We start from the raw sequence: 16,051 nt of genomic DNA, 5'->3' as shown, positions 1-16,051 counted from the left end.
CTCAGTTCGCCCCGAACACCAGCGCGGTCAACGTGGTGTTGATGTGGAACCCTGAATAGATTTCGAAGTGCACGTTCATCCCAGCGGCGGTGGGTGCGGCCTTCAGGGTCTCCGCGAGCTGGGCCACGCTGTTGGTGGCATGCGCGTACCACATGCGCCCGCCGCAGTGGAACAGGAGAGCGGCCTGGGGGTTCTGCACCCTGCGGGGCATCTCGTCGGTGAAGAAGCCGCGCGTCATGCCCGCCATGTCCCCCAGCTTCATCAGCTCCAGCTCCGTGCCCTCCTCCAGCAGGTTGGCGAAGAGGATGGAGCCGTCCTCCTGGGGCCGCCACGCGGCGCGGATGAAGTACTCGCGGCCCACGCGCAGCGCGGTGGGGCGCACCGCGAAGCCCTCGGGCGTGCCGAACTCCAAGTCCTTCACGTCCTTGACGCCCAGGATTTCGGCGTAGCGCTTGGCGGCCGGGTGCCCGTCGATTTCCAGCGCGCGGGTGTGGCTCTCGTCCACCTTGGTGATGGTGAGCTTCTCCCCGGTGGGCACGTACCAGTGCGAGCGCAGCGCCGCCCAAGGGGCGCTCGTGCGGAACAGCGCCACCAGCACCGCGTCGGTGGCCACCTCGCCGTCCACGTGCACCAGCGCGGACTGCTTGGCCGGGTCGCGGTTGTCGTCGCTCGCGCCGCCGCCCACCAGCACCAGCGTCTGGCTGCGCTCCAGGATGCCGAGCAGCAGCTCCTCCTTCTTGTAGCGAAAGCCGTCATCGATGACGAGGCCCACGTAGCGCCGCGGGTCCAGGTCCTGCTGGCGCACGCCCAAATCCTCGCACGCGCGCTTGATGGCCGTCTGTCCCGCGGTGATGGCGTCCACGGACAGCTGCGTGCCCAGCCCCAGGCCCACCTCCACGTCGCCGGAGAGCGCGGACAGCACCACGCTGCCCTCGTGGATGCCGGTGTTGTCCAATTCGCCCGCCGTCGTCGCGCCGACCAGGCGCGTGCCCGGGGGCAGCCGCTCGCGCACCGCGCGGTTCAGCGCGTGCTGGTCGCGGTTGCGCGAGGCGAACATGGTCACCAGCACGGGCTTGACGTTGCCCAGCTGGCTCAAGAGGTCCTCCGCGGCCGCGGACGGCTCCGTCAGCGTGGTTCGAGCCGTCTGCATCTTCACTTGGGCCATGGAGGACCTCTTGGGTGTCTGGCGGCGGCTAGAGGCCGCTGCGCGGGTGCTGGGTATGACAGGCGCCGGTGCACTGCTCGAAGGACGTGGGTCCTCCGCCGACGTACATGCTTTCAATCTTCCCGAACTGGGCCTCGTGGCTCTTCGGGTAGCTCTTGTGGCACGACAGGCACGCGGCCTTGCTCGTGCGCTGGATGCTCTCCTTCGTCAGGTGGCAGGAGGCGCACTGCTCCAGCGGCTTGTCGAAGCGGTTGGAGCGCGAGTGGATGAAGTGGGTGCGCACGAAGACGGGCCCCTCCAGCTCGAAGCCCAGGGGCGCGTGGCACCCCGAGCACGCGGCGCGGTTGTCGTTGCCGTGGAGCACCTGGGACAGCTCTCCGCCCTCGCTGTGGCAGCTGTTGCACGGGCCCGTGGTGAGCCTGGCCTCCGTGCGGCGCGTGGTGCCCACCTGGATTTCAATCGTGCGCGAGCCGGGCAGGTCCTCGCCCAGGTACGTGCGGCGGCCCTTCACCGTCACCAGATACGTGCCGGGCGTGGCGTTGGCGGGAATCTTGTACTGCCACCTGTCCGTGTTGGGCCGGTCCCAGAGGCCCTCCTCCGGGAAGAAGGCGCCGCGGAAGACGATGTTGGCGAACGGGAGGATGGCGAACTGCGAGTACACGCCGTCGCGCGCCTCGGTGGCGACGACCTGCTCGTCCACCTCCGGGTCCAGGAAGGCCTCGAGCGCGATGACGCTGCGGATGGGCTGGATGTTCTGTGCGGGCCCGATGATTTGGGACATCAACATCCGCTCCCGGTGCTTGCGCCGGTAGTACGTCGTCGTCGCATCGAAGAAGGCCCGATAGTACTGGATGCCCGCCGCGTTTCCGTCCGGCGCGACCTCATTGTAGGACGGCAGACTGCCTTCGGGGTGCAGTCTGTTGCCCGCCCCGTCCTTCAGGGTGACCTGGAAGGTGATTTCGGACCCTGGGGCATAGGTGCCATCGCGGCGCGGCGGGGTGAGCGCCTTCACGTCGATGCCGAAGCCATAGGTGTAGTCGGCGTCGCGCACCTGCTCCACGGGGATGATGTAGGGCGTGAAGGGGCGCAGGCTCCAGCGCAGCCGCAGCGCGGTGGTGGTGTTGGTGAGCGTGAAGGCCTTCGCCTTGGCGTGCTCGTACGCGTTGCGCACCTCCAGCAGCGCCTCCTCCTCGAACTTCTTCGCGCCCGCGCAATTGGTGGGGGACTGGCAGTCGGTGATGGACTGGATGGCGCGCAGCCGGCGGATGAAGAAGTCGTCGGTGCGCTCGCGGCGCGAGTCCTCCGAGCCGATGTTGAGCACCACGGGCAGGCCCGTGAGCCGGCCGCGCGAGTCCACGGGCTCCACCGTGAAGAGGCTGGGCACGTCCATCCACGCCGCGCCCCGGTAGAAGCGCCGACGGGTGAAGGCGCCCGGGCTGCCCAGGAGCACCGGCTCCTCGTCCACGGCCTTGAGCCCCGCCCAGCCCAGCCCCGCGAAGTCGCTCTGCGTCTTCAGCGCGTTGAGCCCCGTGTCCCGGTTGGACAGCACCGAGGCGCGCAAATCAATCTGGTTGATGTAGAAGCTCGAGCCCGCGCGCACGCGCAAGAGCTGCCCCTTGCCGTTGTCCACCTCGAGCGCCAGCCCCACCGGCTTGGGCAGGGGCGGCCACGGCCAGCCCAGGAGCGCCTGCGCCTGCGGGGTGCCCTGCGCGGGCTCCGTCGCCAGCGCGGACTCATCAAAGGACACGTCTTCCGGTCCGCCGCAGGCCACCAGCAACCCCGTCACCAGGGCCCACGCCAACGTCTGGCGGGCCGTGGGGTAACCGAGCGAGCGGTGCGTACACGCTTCGCGCTGGGACCAGGGTGCTCCAAGTCCACCCATGGGTGACTCTCCTCGTACATGTGGTTGAAGGCACCGCCATTGGCGCCCCGGCCAGCGGACCCTGTAGCCCGTCGCCCGCAGGGGGCGAGGGGGGCCGGATCTCTCCCGTTTCCGGGTTTCCCCGGTTCGAGCCTTTTTAGCCGTACGAAGAATATCTGGACTGAACAGACGCCTTCAACTTCTGGGAAAATAATCCGCTCTCTTTGAATCCCGGAAGGCTTTAACTGTTCGGATTTCCTCAATACGCTGCGGGCTGAACCGACTCAAGCGGTTGCTTGCAGGGGAAGGTGAGTCCTGCCCTGGAGGGCACGTGGAAGTTCGACGGTGAATTCCGCGCCTTCCCCGATTCGGCTCCGGACGCGGATGGAGCCGCCGTGGGCCTGGACCAGCTGGTGGACGATGTAGAGCCCCAGGCCGGTGCCGGGGTGGTGGCGGCCGTCGCCGTGGACGCGCTCGAAGCGGTGGAACAGGCGCTGCTGGTCTCCGGGGGCGATGCCCAGGCCCGCGTCCTTCACGGTGACGCGCGCATGGGAGTCGTCGGCGTGGACGGTGACTTCCACGGGGTGGCCGTGGCCGAACTTGAGGGCGTTGTTGACCAGGTTGGTGAGGGCGCGGTCCAGGCGCAGCCTGTCCCATGAGCCGGAGGTGTCCTCCTCGAGCACGCGCACGGTGAGGGCGCAGCCAGCGGCGGCGGCCTGCTCCGCGTGGCGCTCGGCCACCTCCCGCGTCAGCGTGGCCAGGTCCATCTGCTCGCGGTCCAGCGTCATGGGGCCCGCGGACAGGCTCGACAGGTCCAGCAGGTTGTGGAGCAGCCGGCCCATGCGCCGCGCCTCACTCTCCGCGCCCACCAGGCCCTCGCGCAGGCGGGGCTCGTGGGCGTTCGCCTCCAACAGCCGCAGGCGCCTCAGGCGAAGCTGGAGCGAGGACAGCGGGTTGCCCAAATCGTGCGCGGCCACGCCGATGAGCTCCAGCGCGCCCTGCGCCTCGGTGAGCAGGCGCGCGTTGTCCAGCGCGAGCGCGGCCCGGGCGGCCAGCTCCTCCATGAAGGCGCGGTCCACCTCGCCGTAGCGCCGCGCGCCGGTGGACAGCAGGCACAGCGCGCCCAGCACGCGCGAGCCCACCGCCAGCGGCACGGTGAGCGAGGAGGTGACGCCCAGCACGCGCAAGAGCTCGCCGTGGGCGCTGCCCTCGAGCGCCGTGGGCAGGTGCGCCGCGTCCACCTCCGACAGGAGCTCGCCTCGGCCGGTGCACACCACGTGGCAGGGGCCCACCTCGTCCGCGTCGGGGCAGCGCAGGAGCGGCTCCCACAGGCGGCTGGCGGCCTGGTCGTCCGCGCACGCCACGGCCTGGGGGCGCACGCGGCCGTCGGCGGAGGGGAGGAAGAGGATGCACGCGTCGGCGACCTCGGGCACGCACAGGCGCGTGAGGGCCTCGCCCACCTCGCGCGCGCCGGACAACGGCTGCAGCACGCGGCCCGCCTCGGCGAAGAGCGCCTGGGCGCGCTCCATGCGGCGCCGCTCGGTGATGTCGCGCGTCACCTCCGCGAAGCCGCACAGCCGCCCGCGCGAATCCGACAGCGCGGTGAGCAGCGTCTCCGCCCAGAAGCGCGTGCCGTCACGTCGCACGCGCCAGCCCTCGGACAACAGGCGGCCCTCGCGCCGGGCCCGCTCCAGCTGGGCGCGAGGCAGGCCCGCGGCCACCGCGTCCTCGGGGTGCAGACGCTCCAGCGCGCTGCCCGCCACGTCCTCGGCGGCCCAGCCCGTCAGCCGCTGCGCGCCGGCGTTCCAGGCCGTCACGCGGCCCCGGGAGTCCAAAAAGCACAGCGCGTAGTCCGTCACCGCCTCCATCAGCAGGCCCAGGCGCTGCTCGCTGTGCTCGTGGCGCGCGTGCAGCGGCGCGAGCAGCTGGCGCAGCACCAGCCCCAGCGAACCCACGCCGATGAGCCCCACCGAGCCCGCGAGGAGCGCCTGTCGCAATGCCAGGCGGGAGACCTCCTCGTGGGTGAACAGTCCGTGCACGACGGACAGGAGCGTCGCGAACAACAACAGGCCGGCGAGCATGCAGGCGGACACCCCCGCACCCACCCGCTGGGCGAACGTCCAACGTCGCATCATGTGAGGCTCCCCCCGCTCCTGGCGAAAGCCCGCACGCGGCCCGCATCAGGAAGGTGATGGACAGCATCCCCGATGCGAGGACAGCGGAAAATTGCCCGGTTGGACAAAGTCTGAGTCACCCCAGGGAGGTTGCTGACACTCCCTGGGTGGAAGGACTCCCCATCTGGCATGGCCATCACCAGGGCGCGGGGTTATGAGGCGAGCCCCCCTCATTCGTCTTGCGTCTGTCCCCACCGCCTATGTCTCTCGTCGAAGGTCTGAAGGTCCGCTATCTCCCCCAGCCCGAATGGGGTGTGGGTCACCTGCTGTCCCTCCAGGAGGACGGAGCCAAGGCGCTCGTCGTCTTCCCCGCACGGGAGGACGCCCCGGTGCTGGTGTCCACCAAGGGCGGCGCCCTGGTGTCCTACCCGCTGCCGCCGGGGGAGCCGGTGGTGACGTACAAGGGTCGGCTGGCCCTGGTGGTGGCCGAGGAGCCGGGAGCGCGGGGCCTGCGGCGCTACGTGTTGAGGTACGCGGACACGGGCGAGGAGGACGAGCTGCCAGAGTCCGAGGTGCGCGCGCTGCCGCCGCGTTCGGACCTGTTGTCGACACTTCGCGAGGGCCGGGTGGGGGACGCGCGCGCCTTCACGCTGCGCAAGCAGGCGCTGGTGCTGGATGACGAGCGGCGGTGTGACGCGCTGGGCGCGCTGCTCGCCAGCCGCGTCATGGTGAAGCCCCACCAGGTGGGGGTGGTGCAGCGGGTGTTGTCCGCGCGTCGCCCGCGCTTCGTGCTCGCCGACGAGGTGGGCCTGGGCAAGACGATTGAAGCGGGCATGGTGTTCAGCGCGCTGCGGCTGTCGGGCCTGGCGCGGCGCTGCCTGGTGGTGGCGCCCAGCCACCTCACCGTGCAGTGGCTGGTGGAGCTGTTCCACAAGTTCAACCAGCTCTTCACGCTGATGGACTCGGACCGCTACGCGCAGTCCCTCAAGGAGGCCCCGGGTGTGTCGCCCTGGGCGCGCTTCCCGCTGGTGGTGACCAGCCTGGAGCTGCTGTCGCGCAGCGAGGAGCACCGCCAGGAGCTCGCGGGCGAGGACGCGTTCTGGGACCTGGTCATCATCGACGAGGCGCACCACTTGAAGGGCGAGCGCGCCTTCGAGGCCGCCTCCGTGCTGGCGAAGAACTCCTGGGGCCTCTTGCTGCTCACCGCGACGCCCATGCAGCTGGACCCGGCCGAGTACCACGGGCTGCTCACGCTCATCGACGCGGCCACGGCCCCGTCGGTGAAGGGCTTCGAGGAGCGGCTCGCGCGTCAGGAGGAGCTGTCCACCGCGGTGCGCGCGCTGCGCGAGGGTGGCAAGGCCCAGGCCACGGCGGCGGTGAAGGCCCTGGCCCAGCGCTTCCCCGAGGACGCGCGGCTCAAGACGTTGAAGGAGCCGGACGCGCTGTTGCAGCACCTGGCGGAGACGTACAGCCTCAGCGACACGCTGGTGCGTAACCGCCGCGCGGTGGTGGGTGGTTTCTCCACGCGCAGGCTGCACCGGCACCCGGTGGCGCTGCCCGCCGAGGAGCTGAAGGTCCGCGACGCGGCGCTGGAGGTGTTGGCGCAGGGCACGCTGAGGGGCGCGCCGCTGGGCAACGTGCTGCGCCGGTTGGAGTCCAGCTCCGCGGCGTTCTCGGGCGCGGTGAAGTCCAACCCGGTGCTCAAGGCGAAGGCGGACGTGCTGAAGCTGCCGTCGCGCGACGCGAAGTTCAGCGCCTTCGTGGACGTGCTGCGTGGCGTGTGGAAGGCGGAGCCCTCCGCGAAGGTGCTCGTCTTCACCGAGAGCCGCGACACGCTGGAGATGCTCCAGTCGGAGCTGTCGCGCGAGAACGTGGAGGCGCTGGGCTACCACGGTGACCTGCCGCTGGTGGAGCGGGACAGGCAGGTGGCGCGCTTCAGGGATCCAGAGGGCCCCAAGGTGCTGCTCTGCACGGAGGTGGGTGGCGAGGGCCGCAACTTCCAGTTCGCGCACCACCTGGTGCACTACGACTTGCCCTGGAGCCCGGCGACGGTGGAGCAGCGCATCGGCCGGCTGGACCGCATCGGCCAGACGCACCCGGTGGAAATCCATGTCTTCGACGTGGCGGGCACGCTGGCGTCGGACGTGCTGACGCTGCTGGCGGACGCGGTGGGCGTGTTCGGCGAGACGGTGGGCGGCCTGGACGCGGTGCTGGAGGAGGTGGAGGACCGGCTGGCGGAGCTGGCGCTGCTGCCTCGCGAGGCGCGCGTGGCCTATGCGGGCGAGCTCAAGGCGAAGGTGGAGTCGGCGCGGGAGCAGGTGAAGCGCGCGTATGATCCGCTGCTGGACGTGCGCAGCTTCGACCGCCCCGCGGTGGAGCGCCTGGTGAAGAAGGCCCAGGAGCGCATGGGCATCGAGTCGGACGAGGACGGCGACGACGGCGAGGCCCCCGGGCTGGAGGACGGCCTGTGGGGCGTCGCGCGGGATTTGGACGAGCGGCTGGAGGAGACCGTCACGGAGCTGGCGCGCCGGGTGGGCATCGGCGTGGACACCGACGAGCAGGTGGAGGCCTTCCAGGTGGCGTTCCAGTTCGGCCACGCGCTGAAGGTGGACGGGCTGCCGGGGCTGGACGTGCTGGAGGACCGCACGCAGCTGGGCACCTTCTGGCGCGACACCGCGGTGGAGGCCGAGGAGCTGGAGTACTTCGCCACCGGCCACCCGCTGGTGGAGGCCCTGTTCGGCTTCCTGCGCGACGGGCCCTATGGCCGCAGCGCGTTCCGCTTCATCGAGAAGCGCGGGCCCCAGAAGGCGCGCGGCGTGGAGCTGCTCTACCACCTGCAGCTGCCGGAGCCGGAGGACACCTCGCCCGGCGCGCGCGTGCCCAGCCGTCAGCTGGCGCGCTTCCTGGAGCGCACCCTGGTCCACGTGGCCGTGGTGGACGGCGGCGCCTCGGGCCCCAAGGCCGACGACGCGGTGCTCCCCGCGCTGGAGACCGAGGGCAAGACGCTCAAGGGTGACGAGGTGTCGCGCGCCTTCCCGGGCTTCGACGCCTTCCTCGACGCCGCGGTGCCCGTGGGCCAGAAGACCGCCGAGGCCGCGCTCAAGAAGCTCACCACCTCCGCCCGCGAGGCCATCGAGGCCGAGCGCGACGCCGGCCTGGAGCGCCTGCGCCTGTCGCTGGACCACCAGGGCCTGTCGGATGACGCCCTCGCCACCCAGCTGGGCGCCGAACACGCGCACTACGAGCGTCTGCTTCACGCCCTTCGTGACGCGAAGGTGACACTCGACTCGGCTTGCGGTTTCATTCTCAACCGCTGAGACGTGCGGGGCAGGGCGGGGCGTTGTGCCTGTGACGCGAGGTGTCGGATGCTCGCGCGGACAGTCCCACTGTGTCGTGGACAGTGGGACTGGGTACCGAATTTGGCTACGGTCCAGTTGACCGATTCCTCAATCAACAAGATTCAGGGAATTGGAAGGTGTATGCTTTCCCGCGCCATTGCACCCACATCCCGGCAGTCCGGACAGGCAGCGGTGGAAGCGGCCCTGACGCTCCCGCTGGTGGTGTTCCTGGTGTTGGGGACGCTGCAGCTCTTCATGATGCTGCAGGCGCGAATCCTGGCGCAGGTGGCGGTGTACCGGGCGGTGCGGGCCGGCAGCCTCAACCACGCGGACTGCCTGCCGATGATGCACGCGGCGATGGTGACGATGCTGCCGTCGGTGGTGCGCACCGACAGCCCCCGGGCGCTGGCGGACGCGTTCCGGCTGCGACGGGACAACGAGTACCGGGTGACCAGCTCCTACGGGAACGTGTTCCGGGGGCCCATGGTGGAGATCGTCCGCGACTCGCCGGACGTGGCGTGGGTGAACTCGCTCGCCTTCAACGAGGACCTGCTCTTCGACCAGCCCACGGACAGCGACGCGGCGCTCGACAGCCGCACGTTGGAGATCCGCATGGTGGCCTGGTACTACATGCGCATCCCCTTCGCGAACTGGGTGATGAGCCGGATGTTCCTGGCCCACTTCGGTCTGCGTCGGTACACGGCCACCAACCCGCTGATGCCGGCGCAGAAGCAGTCGGAGTGGTGGAACGACGAGGCGCCGCCCTTGGGTCCGGATGACTGGCCAGGGGGCGCGCTCGACGAGCGCATGGTGTCGTGGAGCCGGCAGGGCCACTTCGTCTTCCCCATCCAGGTCCACGCGGCGATGCGGATGATGACGCCGGTGATGGCCCAGAACTTCCCGCGAGGCGCCGAATGTCCCGTCACCGGCTTCTGAGTGCGCCGCGCGGTCAGGCGCTCGTCCTCTTCGCGCTGACGCTGCTCTTGCTCGCGTTGATGGTGCTGATGACGCTGGGCTTCGGCATGCGCGCCAAGGAGCGCGTCGAAATCCAGATGGCGGCGGACGCGGCGGCCTACAGCCAGGCGGTGGCCGCGGCGCGCACCTTCAACGCCATCTCCGTGATGAACCGCGCGCAGGTGGCGCACATGGTGGCCATGGCCGGCACCCAGGCGCTCATCAGCCGCAGCAGCCAGGTGTACGCGGCCCACATGGTCTGCGCGCCCAAGTTCACCCTGGCGCAGTGGGAGCTGGGGGACAAGGACGCGGCCACGCAGACGAAGGAGGCCCAGTCCAAGGCGGGTGCCCTGTACCGGGCGGGGCTGGAAATCTACGCGCACCTGCTGGAGGAGCACATCGCGGGACAGAAGCTCGCGGTGCGCATCGCCCGGGGCGCCAACCCGGAGCTGGAGGCGACGGCGGACGGCGCGGCGAAGAGCTTCCTGGAGCTCAACGGCTCCGAAGACGTGCCCCGCCACGGGGCCCTGATGGACGCCGTGCGGCGGGGCGAGGGCGCGTGTGGCAGCGGCGCGGTGTGCCCGGTGGGCGGCAGCACGCGCGCGCACCTGAACGCCACCATGGGCAGCCTGGGCTGGACGTGGGTGCACAACCGGCCCACCGGCAGCGCGGGGTTCGGCACGGGAGGCGCGTCGGCCGGGGCGGGCTTCCGTCGCTATGGCTCGGCCGCGGAGATGGACCCGTCGACGTACGGCACGGTGTCCGGGCGCAACTCCACGGGGCATGACCACGCGACGGCCATCGTCCCCACGCAGTGCGCGAGCAACGCGCCGCCCGCGCCGGTGCCGGTGCTGGATGCGTGGGTGATGTCCGACGAGCGGCAGACGCCGCAGGACCAGCACGTCTACGGCCTGCGTCTTCCGCCGGGGCAGGCGCCCGAGGCGGGTGAGCCCCTCTTCGAGCGGCACACGCTGGGCATGTGCGTGTCCTGCCCGGGCATCTGGCCGTTCGCCATGAGCTACAACGTGGACGAGATGTGGCGCGGGCCGAGCAACCACTACGCCCAGCCGAAGCTGTACTCGGTGTTGCATCGCGATTACGGCAGTGACGCGCGCCGCAACAACCCGGACCCGTGGAACCTGTTCTTCCGCTTCAAGTTCTCCGAGGAGAACACGACGGAGTTCGACCTCTCGATTCCGCTGGGGCGCTCGCGGCCGACGGGGCGTGAGAGCGTGCAGCGCAACCAGGTCGCGCTGTCGGCGGGCATCGTCTACTACCACCGGCCGCGCGCGGCGGCGCAGGGGGGAGGCTGGCGCGAGCCGCCCAACTTCCTGAACCCCTTCTGGCGCGCCACGCTGGTGAGCGCCGAGGGCGCGGTGGACGACAAGCCAGCCGAGAGCCTGGAGACGGCGGGGTTCTCCGAGCACGGCCGGACGCTGCGGGAGCTGGAGCAGGCGGGGTATCGCGGCGGCAGCCGGCGGGGAGCGGGGTACTGACATGCGCTCACGACGCGCGGCACGGCGAGGACAGTCGCTCATCGAGACGGCGCTGGGGTTGATGGTGTTCGTCACCATCCTCCTGTTCGGCATCTACTTCGCGGAGGTGGGCGCGCTGACGCTGAAGGTGCAGGAGGCCGCCAACTTCGCGCTCTGGAATGCCACGGGGCGCGTGATGCACGACCCGGCGGCGGGGGAGTGGCAGCGGCCCTCCGCGGTGACGGGCGCGCTGGCGGAGGCGAACGGGCGCTACGTGGACTACGACGGGCGCAGCCGCATGGACGGAGCGGGTGGGGTGCCGGTGCAGCTCGCCGTCGCCCGGGCGCAGCCCATCCAGGTGGACTGCGAGGCGGAGCTCCCGGCGAACGTCCCCACGCTGGCGCCGGTGCACGCGGGCGGGCCGCTGGCGGAGATGCGGGTGGCATCGCCGGGCATGCGCTGCACGGCGTCCACGCGGCTTCGCGCCGAGCGCATCGGCCGGTTCATGGAGCCGAGCTTCTTCCAGACCTCGCAGCGCGTGGCGGCGGCGACGTTCCGCGTGTGCGCGGCGGGGCGCGCGACGGCGGGCGAGTGCCGGGGTCGGTTCGGGTTGTTCCTGGACGACTGGGGCCTGTCGACGGTGGCGGAGGGGCGCGCCTGCGCGCTGAGCCTCAACAGCGGCGCGGTGTGCGGCAACCCGGACTACTACCTCTGGGCGGAGCGGGTGTATCGCCGCAACGGCGGTGGAGGGAGCGCGGGCTCGGCGCTGGCGAACCTGGTGGGCTCGGAGTCGGTCAACGAGGACCAGTTCTTCATGAGCTTCCGGGGCGAGGAGGACCGCTACGAGGAGAACATCGGCGCCACGCACGCGGGCGGACAGTCCGTCTGGGAGACGACGCCGTTCCGCGCCTCGAACCTGGGGCGCCGGTATGACGTGCCCCGGGAGAACCGCTGGCTCGGTGGAGTGCGGGTGCGGTGAGGTCCGCGCTCGCCGTCCTGTGCCTGCTGGGCACGGCGCCTGTCGCCGCGAGCGACGCGACGCCCAAGCCCGCGGCGGCGTCTCCTGAGTCGAAGCGTGTCGGGAAGGGCGCGTCGAAGTCCGGCACTGCCACCGCGAAACCGGACGCCTCGAAGTCCGCCGCGAGCCCTCCCGCGGACACCGGGCCGCGCTTCGCGTGGCCGTCGCTGCGCGTGCTGGAGCAGGTGGACGCCAGCGAGGTGCTCGACGCCAACGGCGTGCCCGTGGTGCTCCGCGCCGTGGTGGTGAAGGACTCCGCGCAGGACCTGGTGCAGCGCTTCGCGGACGCCTTCCGCGCGGGCGGCCTCCACGTCCCTCCGGGCTCCGAACAGCCGCAGCTCGCCAGCGGCGCGGCCATGCTCACCGGCGTCGACATGGTCCGGGGGCTCACCTACACCGTCATCCTCCAGCCTCAGGAGGGCGGCGTCACGCTCGTGTACCTGGGCGAGGCCAACCACGCGCTCGCCCGCGAGCCGAGCGCCGCCGGTGACGTCGCCACGCTCCCTCCCGGCGCGCACGGCGTGATGCGCGTGAGCGACGAGAGCTCCAGGACCCTGTCCTTCCTCGTCCCCATGTCCGAGGCCGAGGTGAGGACCTTCTACGCCCAGGTGTTGGTGCGCGACGGCTGGCGGCTCGCCGACGGGGAGACGTCCCTCTACACCCGTCCCGGTGAGGAGCTGCGCATCATCCTGGCCCCCGCCGAGAAGGGCCTGCGCTCCGTGGTGCTCGTCCACCGGGGGCGACTTCGCGGGCCCTGAGACGCGAATCGTCGCGCCACGTCCCGTCGGACACCGTGCGACTCAGGCGCGCAGCTTCTCGCGCAGCGCCTTGGCGCGGCCCTGCATGTCCGGGTCCATGCTGGTCAGCTCCACCGACTTCAGCCGCTGGTCCAGGCTCTGCGGCTTCTTCTGCAGCTTGCCTTCCTCCGCCAGCACCTCCAGCCGGGCCAGCGCCTTGTCGACGATGCGCTCGCGGGGGTGGTCCAGCAGGCTGTCGAGGAAGTACGCGTCCTCGGGCAGCTCCGGGTACTTCTCCAGGTAGTCCACCACGGCCTTCACCCAGTCGGCGCGCGTCTCGGACTCCGTCACCTTCTGCATGGCCTGCTTCTGGGCCTTGCGCTTGCCCTCCGGGTCGAACGTCTTCGCCAGACCCTCGGGCAGCTCGCCGCCCGTGAAGAGCGCGTCCGCCGCGGCCTTGTACTTCTGGTAGCTCGCGCTGCGTTCAATCTTCTGCTGCGCGGGGTCATCCTGGCGCGAGTGGTACTTGCTGCCCTTGGCGCGGCCCGCGTCGATTTCTCGCCACGTCTTGTTGCGCTTCCCGGAGAAGCCGCCGCCGTCGTCGTTGTCCTTGGCCATCCTTCATCTCCCCTTGCGTGCGCCCCAGAGCGCCGCGAGTCCGCGTTGGACGAGGGTGCGCACCACCTCCAGCTCCTGTGCGGTCAGGGGCTGCTCCTCGTCCTGCTCCGCCTCGAAGAGCGCCTCGGCCGCGTACGTCCGCAGCGACTCGGGCACCGGTGGAGCCGTCGTGTCCGCCACCAGCGCCGCCGAGCGCACCGAAGCGACTCCCGGCGACCAACCCAGCTCCAGCATGGCGTACAGCTCGAAGAGCAGGTGGCGGGCGACCCCGTATCCTTCGTCCGTGAGCCCCGCGGCGTCAAGCGCGCCCAGCAAGGCATCCTGTCGGTTCTCGAAGGCGTGCATCAGCCGCGTGCGCGCCTTCTCGTCATCCTCCAGATAACGCCAGGCCGTCTCGACGAATTCGCTCGAGGGCTCGCCCGGGTGGAAGTCCGCGGGAAGCACGGGCCGGCTCTTCTTCGGCCGGGGCGGCCGCTCCCCATCCTCCAGGCGCACCACGCGCCCCTCCGCCACCAGGTCCCAGAGCCCCAGCAGGTTCTGGTACAGCTTGCGCGCGATGTCCGGCGAGGGGAAACGCGGCTCGCCCTCGAAGAGCCCCGGGATGACGTCGCCCTGCGGGCGGCCCTTGGCGTGCGCGGCCTGCATGCGGGCGAGCACCTCCGCGGTGTCGTACGGGCTGCCGGACAGCTCCAGCAATCCATCCAGCATCGGCGCGCCCTCGAACTGGCGCTGGAAGTCACTGCCTCGGTCCTTGGAGCGGCTCATGGCGGCGGGACGCTTACCCCGGCGGGCTGCCGAGCGCACGCGGCTTCAGGTGTCCTGGGGCCACTCGCCCATCAGGTTGTCCTGGTGCTCCTTCGGGTTGGACGTCCACTCGAAGTCCTCCGGGACGTGGCCGCCGCCGTGCTGGCGCGTGCCGTCCCAGCTCACCTGTCCGGTGAGGAAGTGCTCGTCGGGCTCCCCCGTGATGGCCGCGCGCTCGTCGGGCAGCGTGAAGGGCGTCTCCAGGGGCTCGTTCGGGATGAGGATGGGCATGGCGGACCTTGCTGCGCAGGCGTCGCGGGCGCCAGGTGTTTGCTGGCGCACGCGCGCGTCACCCCCTCAACCTGGGCAGGCGGCCGGGACCTGGGGAGCCGGTGGGGGCGACCGGGCGGGGGCATGGCCGCCTTCCGTTTCGGGGCCGACGCACCTAGTCTCCCATCCCGAATGGCCGAGTCCTCGCCGGAGACGTTGAAGACCGCGGTGCTGGCCCTCTCCCGCGTGCACGCGGTGGAGGGGCCGCCGGGAGAGAACGGGCTGCGCACCGTCTGGCACATGGGGACGGACGGCGCGGAGCTGATGTCCCAGGTGGACACCGACGGGCGCGTGCGCAGGCAGGAGCTGACGCTGCTGGAGGACCACTACATGTGGGCCAGCGGCGAGGGCGTGCGCACCGGCCGGGTGGAGTCCGAAGGGGGCCCCACCGTGCCCGTGGTGAAGGCGGACCCACAGCTGGTCCCCCACCGGCTGGTGCGCGCCGCGCAGGCGCTGGGCACGTACACCGGACAGGACCGCTACATCCTCCACATGCAGCGCGTGCTCGCGCTCGCCCGCGAGGGCCTGGAGATGGCCGGCGCGGGTGTCATCGTCCGCGAGTCCCAGCGTCCCTCGGAGCCCACGTTGCCCTCACTGGAGTCCGCGCCCGTGTCTCCGCCCGTCACGCCCGAGCCATCGCCGGAGGAGCAGGTCCAGTACGTGTTCGGCGCGCCGCATCCTCACGAGGTGGCCCCGCCGGTGTCGCGCGGCTCCGAGGGCATGGTGATGCTCGCGGTGTTCGGCGTGGGCGTGGTGGTGGGCCTCCTGTTGCTCATCTGGCTGCTGTGAGCGGGGGCGATCTCCAGGCCTAGCAGTCGCAGCATGTCCAGCGTGGTGGGTACTGTGTCGCGGGGCAGGGTGACGTGGGTGTTGCGGGCCACCGAGCGCACCGGGTGCAGGTCCATCACCAGCAGCGCCGCCACGGCGGCAGCGGGCACCAGCCTGGGAATCCAGCGCGGCCCGGGGTGTGCGGGGTCCTGGCGGCTGAGGCCCCGCGCCAGCAGCATGATGCCCAGCACCACCAGCACCGACGTGCACATCCACCGCAGCTCGCGCAGCCGCACGGCGGACTCCATGCCGAAGGACACCCACTCCTCGCGGCCGGCATGGGGCACCTGTCCCAGGCCGGTGAGCATCTCCAGGAAGTGACGCGCCTCCAGCGCGCCCACCGCCGCCACGGACGCCAGCGCCGCCGTCACCCCGCTGGCCAGCAAGAGGCCCCGGGCGCGCCGCGTCCCGCGGGCCTCGTCCGAGGGACGGAAGCGCGCCAACGCGAGCCCCAGCGCGAGCCCCAGCAGGAGCGCGGTGCTGGTCCACGCCCCCAACAACCGGGGCGCCATGGCCTGGCCGGTGCTCAGGGCGACATCCAGCGCGGTGTCCTGCGTGGACAGCCGAGTCAGGCTGGACATCGCGCGGCCCACGAGCACCTCGGTGCCGAGCAGCCCGACCATCCACGGCAGCGTGGCCATGCCCAGCATCACCGCCAGGGGGACTCGACGACCCAGCCCCGTGCTCGCCAGGGCCAGGGACAACAGCGGCAGCTCCACCAGCAACGACAGGGCCACCATCGCGGCGAAAGGACCTGCTGCGTCCACCACCTCCGCCAACGCCTCCGGACCGTTCATCAGCGGTGCGAGCGTGAAGCACCACACGAAGACGGTCACCGGCACCGCCGAGGCGACGGACAGTGCAGGAGC

At 71.1% G+C, this 16,051-nt stretch carries 13 protein-coding genes; 6 read left to right on the top strand and 7 right to left on the bottom strand.

Annotated features, from left to right (window positions below; all coding sequences use genetic code 11):
- Position 1: 1 nt before the first annotated feature.
- The 3 genes from LXT21_RS09290 to LXT21_RS09280 form a co-directional block, all read right to left on the bottom strand.
- The gene (locus LXT21_RS09290) at positions 2 to 1,165 is read right to left on the bottom strand and encodes an FIST signal transduction protein (RefSeq protein WP_254037728.1); all 1,164 of its coding nucleotides are present in this window, start codon (positions 1,163 to 1,165) and stop codon (positions 2 to 4) included.
- Positions 1,166 to 1,193: 28 nt separating this feature from the next.
- Entirely contained in the window at positions 1,194 to 3,047 is a 1,854-nt protein-coding gene (locus LXT21_RS09285) for a cytochrome C (RefSeq protein WP_254037727.1), read from the bottom strand.
- Between the two features lie 263 nt (positions 3,048 to 3,310).
- A complete protein-coding gene (locus LXT21_RS09280) occupies positions 3,311 to 5,161 on the bottom strand; it encodes a sensor histidine kinase (protein ID WP_254037726.1) in 1,851 nt (616 codons plus the stop codon).
- A 239-nt stretch (positions 5,162 to 5,400) separates the two neighbouring features.
- Here LXT21_RS09280 and LXT21_RS09275 point away from each other — a divergent pair, with 239 nt between their 5' ends.
- The 5 genes from LXT21_RS09275 to LXT21_RS09255 all read left to right on the top strand — a co-directional run bounded on the left by LXT21_RS09275 (position 5,401) and on the right by LXT21_RS09255 (position 12,683).
- The gene (locus LXT21_RS09275; RefSeq protein WP_254037725.1) at positions 5,401 to 8,457 is read left to right on the top strand and encodes a helicase-related protein; all 3,057 of its coding nucleotides are present in this window, start codon (positions 5,401 to 5,403) and stop codon (positions 8,455 to 8,457) included.
- 162 nt (positions 8,458 to 8,619) lie between these two features.
- Entirely contained in the window at positions 8,620 to 9,414 is a 795-nt protein-coding gene (locus tag LXT21_RS09270; protein WP_254037724.1) for a TadE family protein, read from the top strand.
- Positions 9,393 to 10,928 (top strand): pilus assembly protein, encoded by a 1,536-nt coding sequence (locus LXT21_RS09265; protein ID WP_254037723.1) that lies wholly within the window; start codon positions 9,393 to 9,395, stop codon positions 10,926 to 10,928. The genes LXT21_RS09270 and LXT21_RS09265 overlap by 22 nt, the downstream gene beginning before the upstream one ends.
- A gap of 1 nt (position 10,929) precedes the next feature.
- Positions 10,930 to 11,886, top strand: coding sequence for a hypothetical protein (locus tag LXT21_RS09260; RefSeq protein ID WP_254037722.1), 957 nt, complete (start codon positions 10,930 to 10,932; stop codon positions 11,884 to 11,886).
- On the top strand, positions 11,883 to 12,683 hold the full coding sequence (locus LXT21_RS09255; RefSeq protein ID WP_254037721.1) for a hypothetical protein: 801 nt from the start codon (positions 11,883 to 11,885) through the stop codon (positions 12,681 to 12,683). Before LXT21_RS09260 ends, LXT21_RS09255 begins: the two co-directional genes overlap by 4 nt.
- A 42-nt stretch (positions 12,684 to 12,725) precedes the next feature.
- Here the strand turns inward: LXT21_RS09255 and LXT21_RS09250 are convergent, their stop codons facing one another.
- From LXT21_RS09250 to LXT21_RS09240, 3 genes are read right to left on the bottom strand one after another with little or no spacing between them, the layout of a single operon-like run.
- Positions 12,726 to 13,280 (bottom strand): hypothetical protein, encoded by a 555-nt coding sequence (locus LXT21_RS09250; RefSeq protein WP_254037720.1) that lies wholly within the window; start codon positions 13,278 to 13,280, stop codon positions 12,726 to 12,728.
- A 3-nt stretch (positions 13,281 to 13,283) separates the two neighbouring features.
- Positions 13,284 to 14,045 (bottom strand): hypothetical protein, encoded by a 762-nt coding sequence (locus tag LXT21_RS09245; protein WP_254037719.1) that lies wholly within the window; start codon positions 14,043 to 14,045, stop codon positions 13,284 to 13,286.
- A gap of 45 nt (positions 14,046 to 14,090) precedes the next feature.
- Positions 14,091 to 14,315 carry a hypothetical protein gene (locus LXT21_RS09240; protein WP_254037718.1) on the bottom strand — a complete coding sequence of 75 codons (225 nt, stop codon included), beginning with the start codon at positions 14,313 to 14,315 and terminating at the stop codon, positions 14,091 to 14,093.
- A gap of 171 nt (positions 14,316 to 14,486) precedes the next feature.
- Here LXT21_RS09240 and LXT21_RS09235 point away from each other — a divergent pair, with 171 nt between their 5' ends.
- Positions 14,487 to 15,143 carry a hypothetical protein gene (locus tag LXT21_RS09235; RefSeq protein WP_254037717.1) on the top strand — a complete coding sequence of 219 codons (657 nt, stop codon included), beginning with the start codon at positions 14,487 to 14,489 and terminating at the stop codon, positions 15,141 to 15,143.
- Here the strand turns inward: LXT21_RS09235 and LXT21_RS09230 are convergent.
- Positions 15,035 to 16,018 carry a hypothetical protein gene (locus tag LXT21_RS09230; RefSeq protein ID WP_254037716.1) on the bottom strand — a complete coding sequence of 328 codons (984 nt, stop codon included), beginning with the start codon at positions 16,016 to 16,018 and terminating at the stop codon, positions 15,035 to 15,037. The two genes, LXT21_RS09235 and LXT21_RS09230, sit on opposite strands and share 109 nt — an antisense overlap.
- Positions 16,019 to 16,051: the final 33 nt, after the last annotated feature.

The sequence above is a fragment of the Myxococcus guangdongensis genome, assembly GCF_024198255.1.
In the GTDB taxonomy this organism is placed as follows: Bacteria; Myxococcota; Myxococcia; order Myxococcales; family Myxococcaceae; genus Myxococcus; species Myxococcus guangdongensis.
The sequence above is the reverse complement of the archived record's forward strand: the minus strand, read 5'-3'. Positions and strand labels throughout refer to the sequence as shown.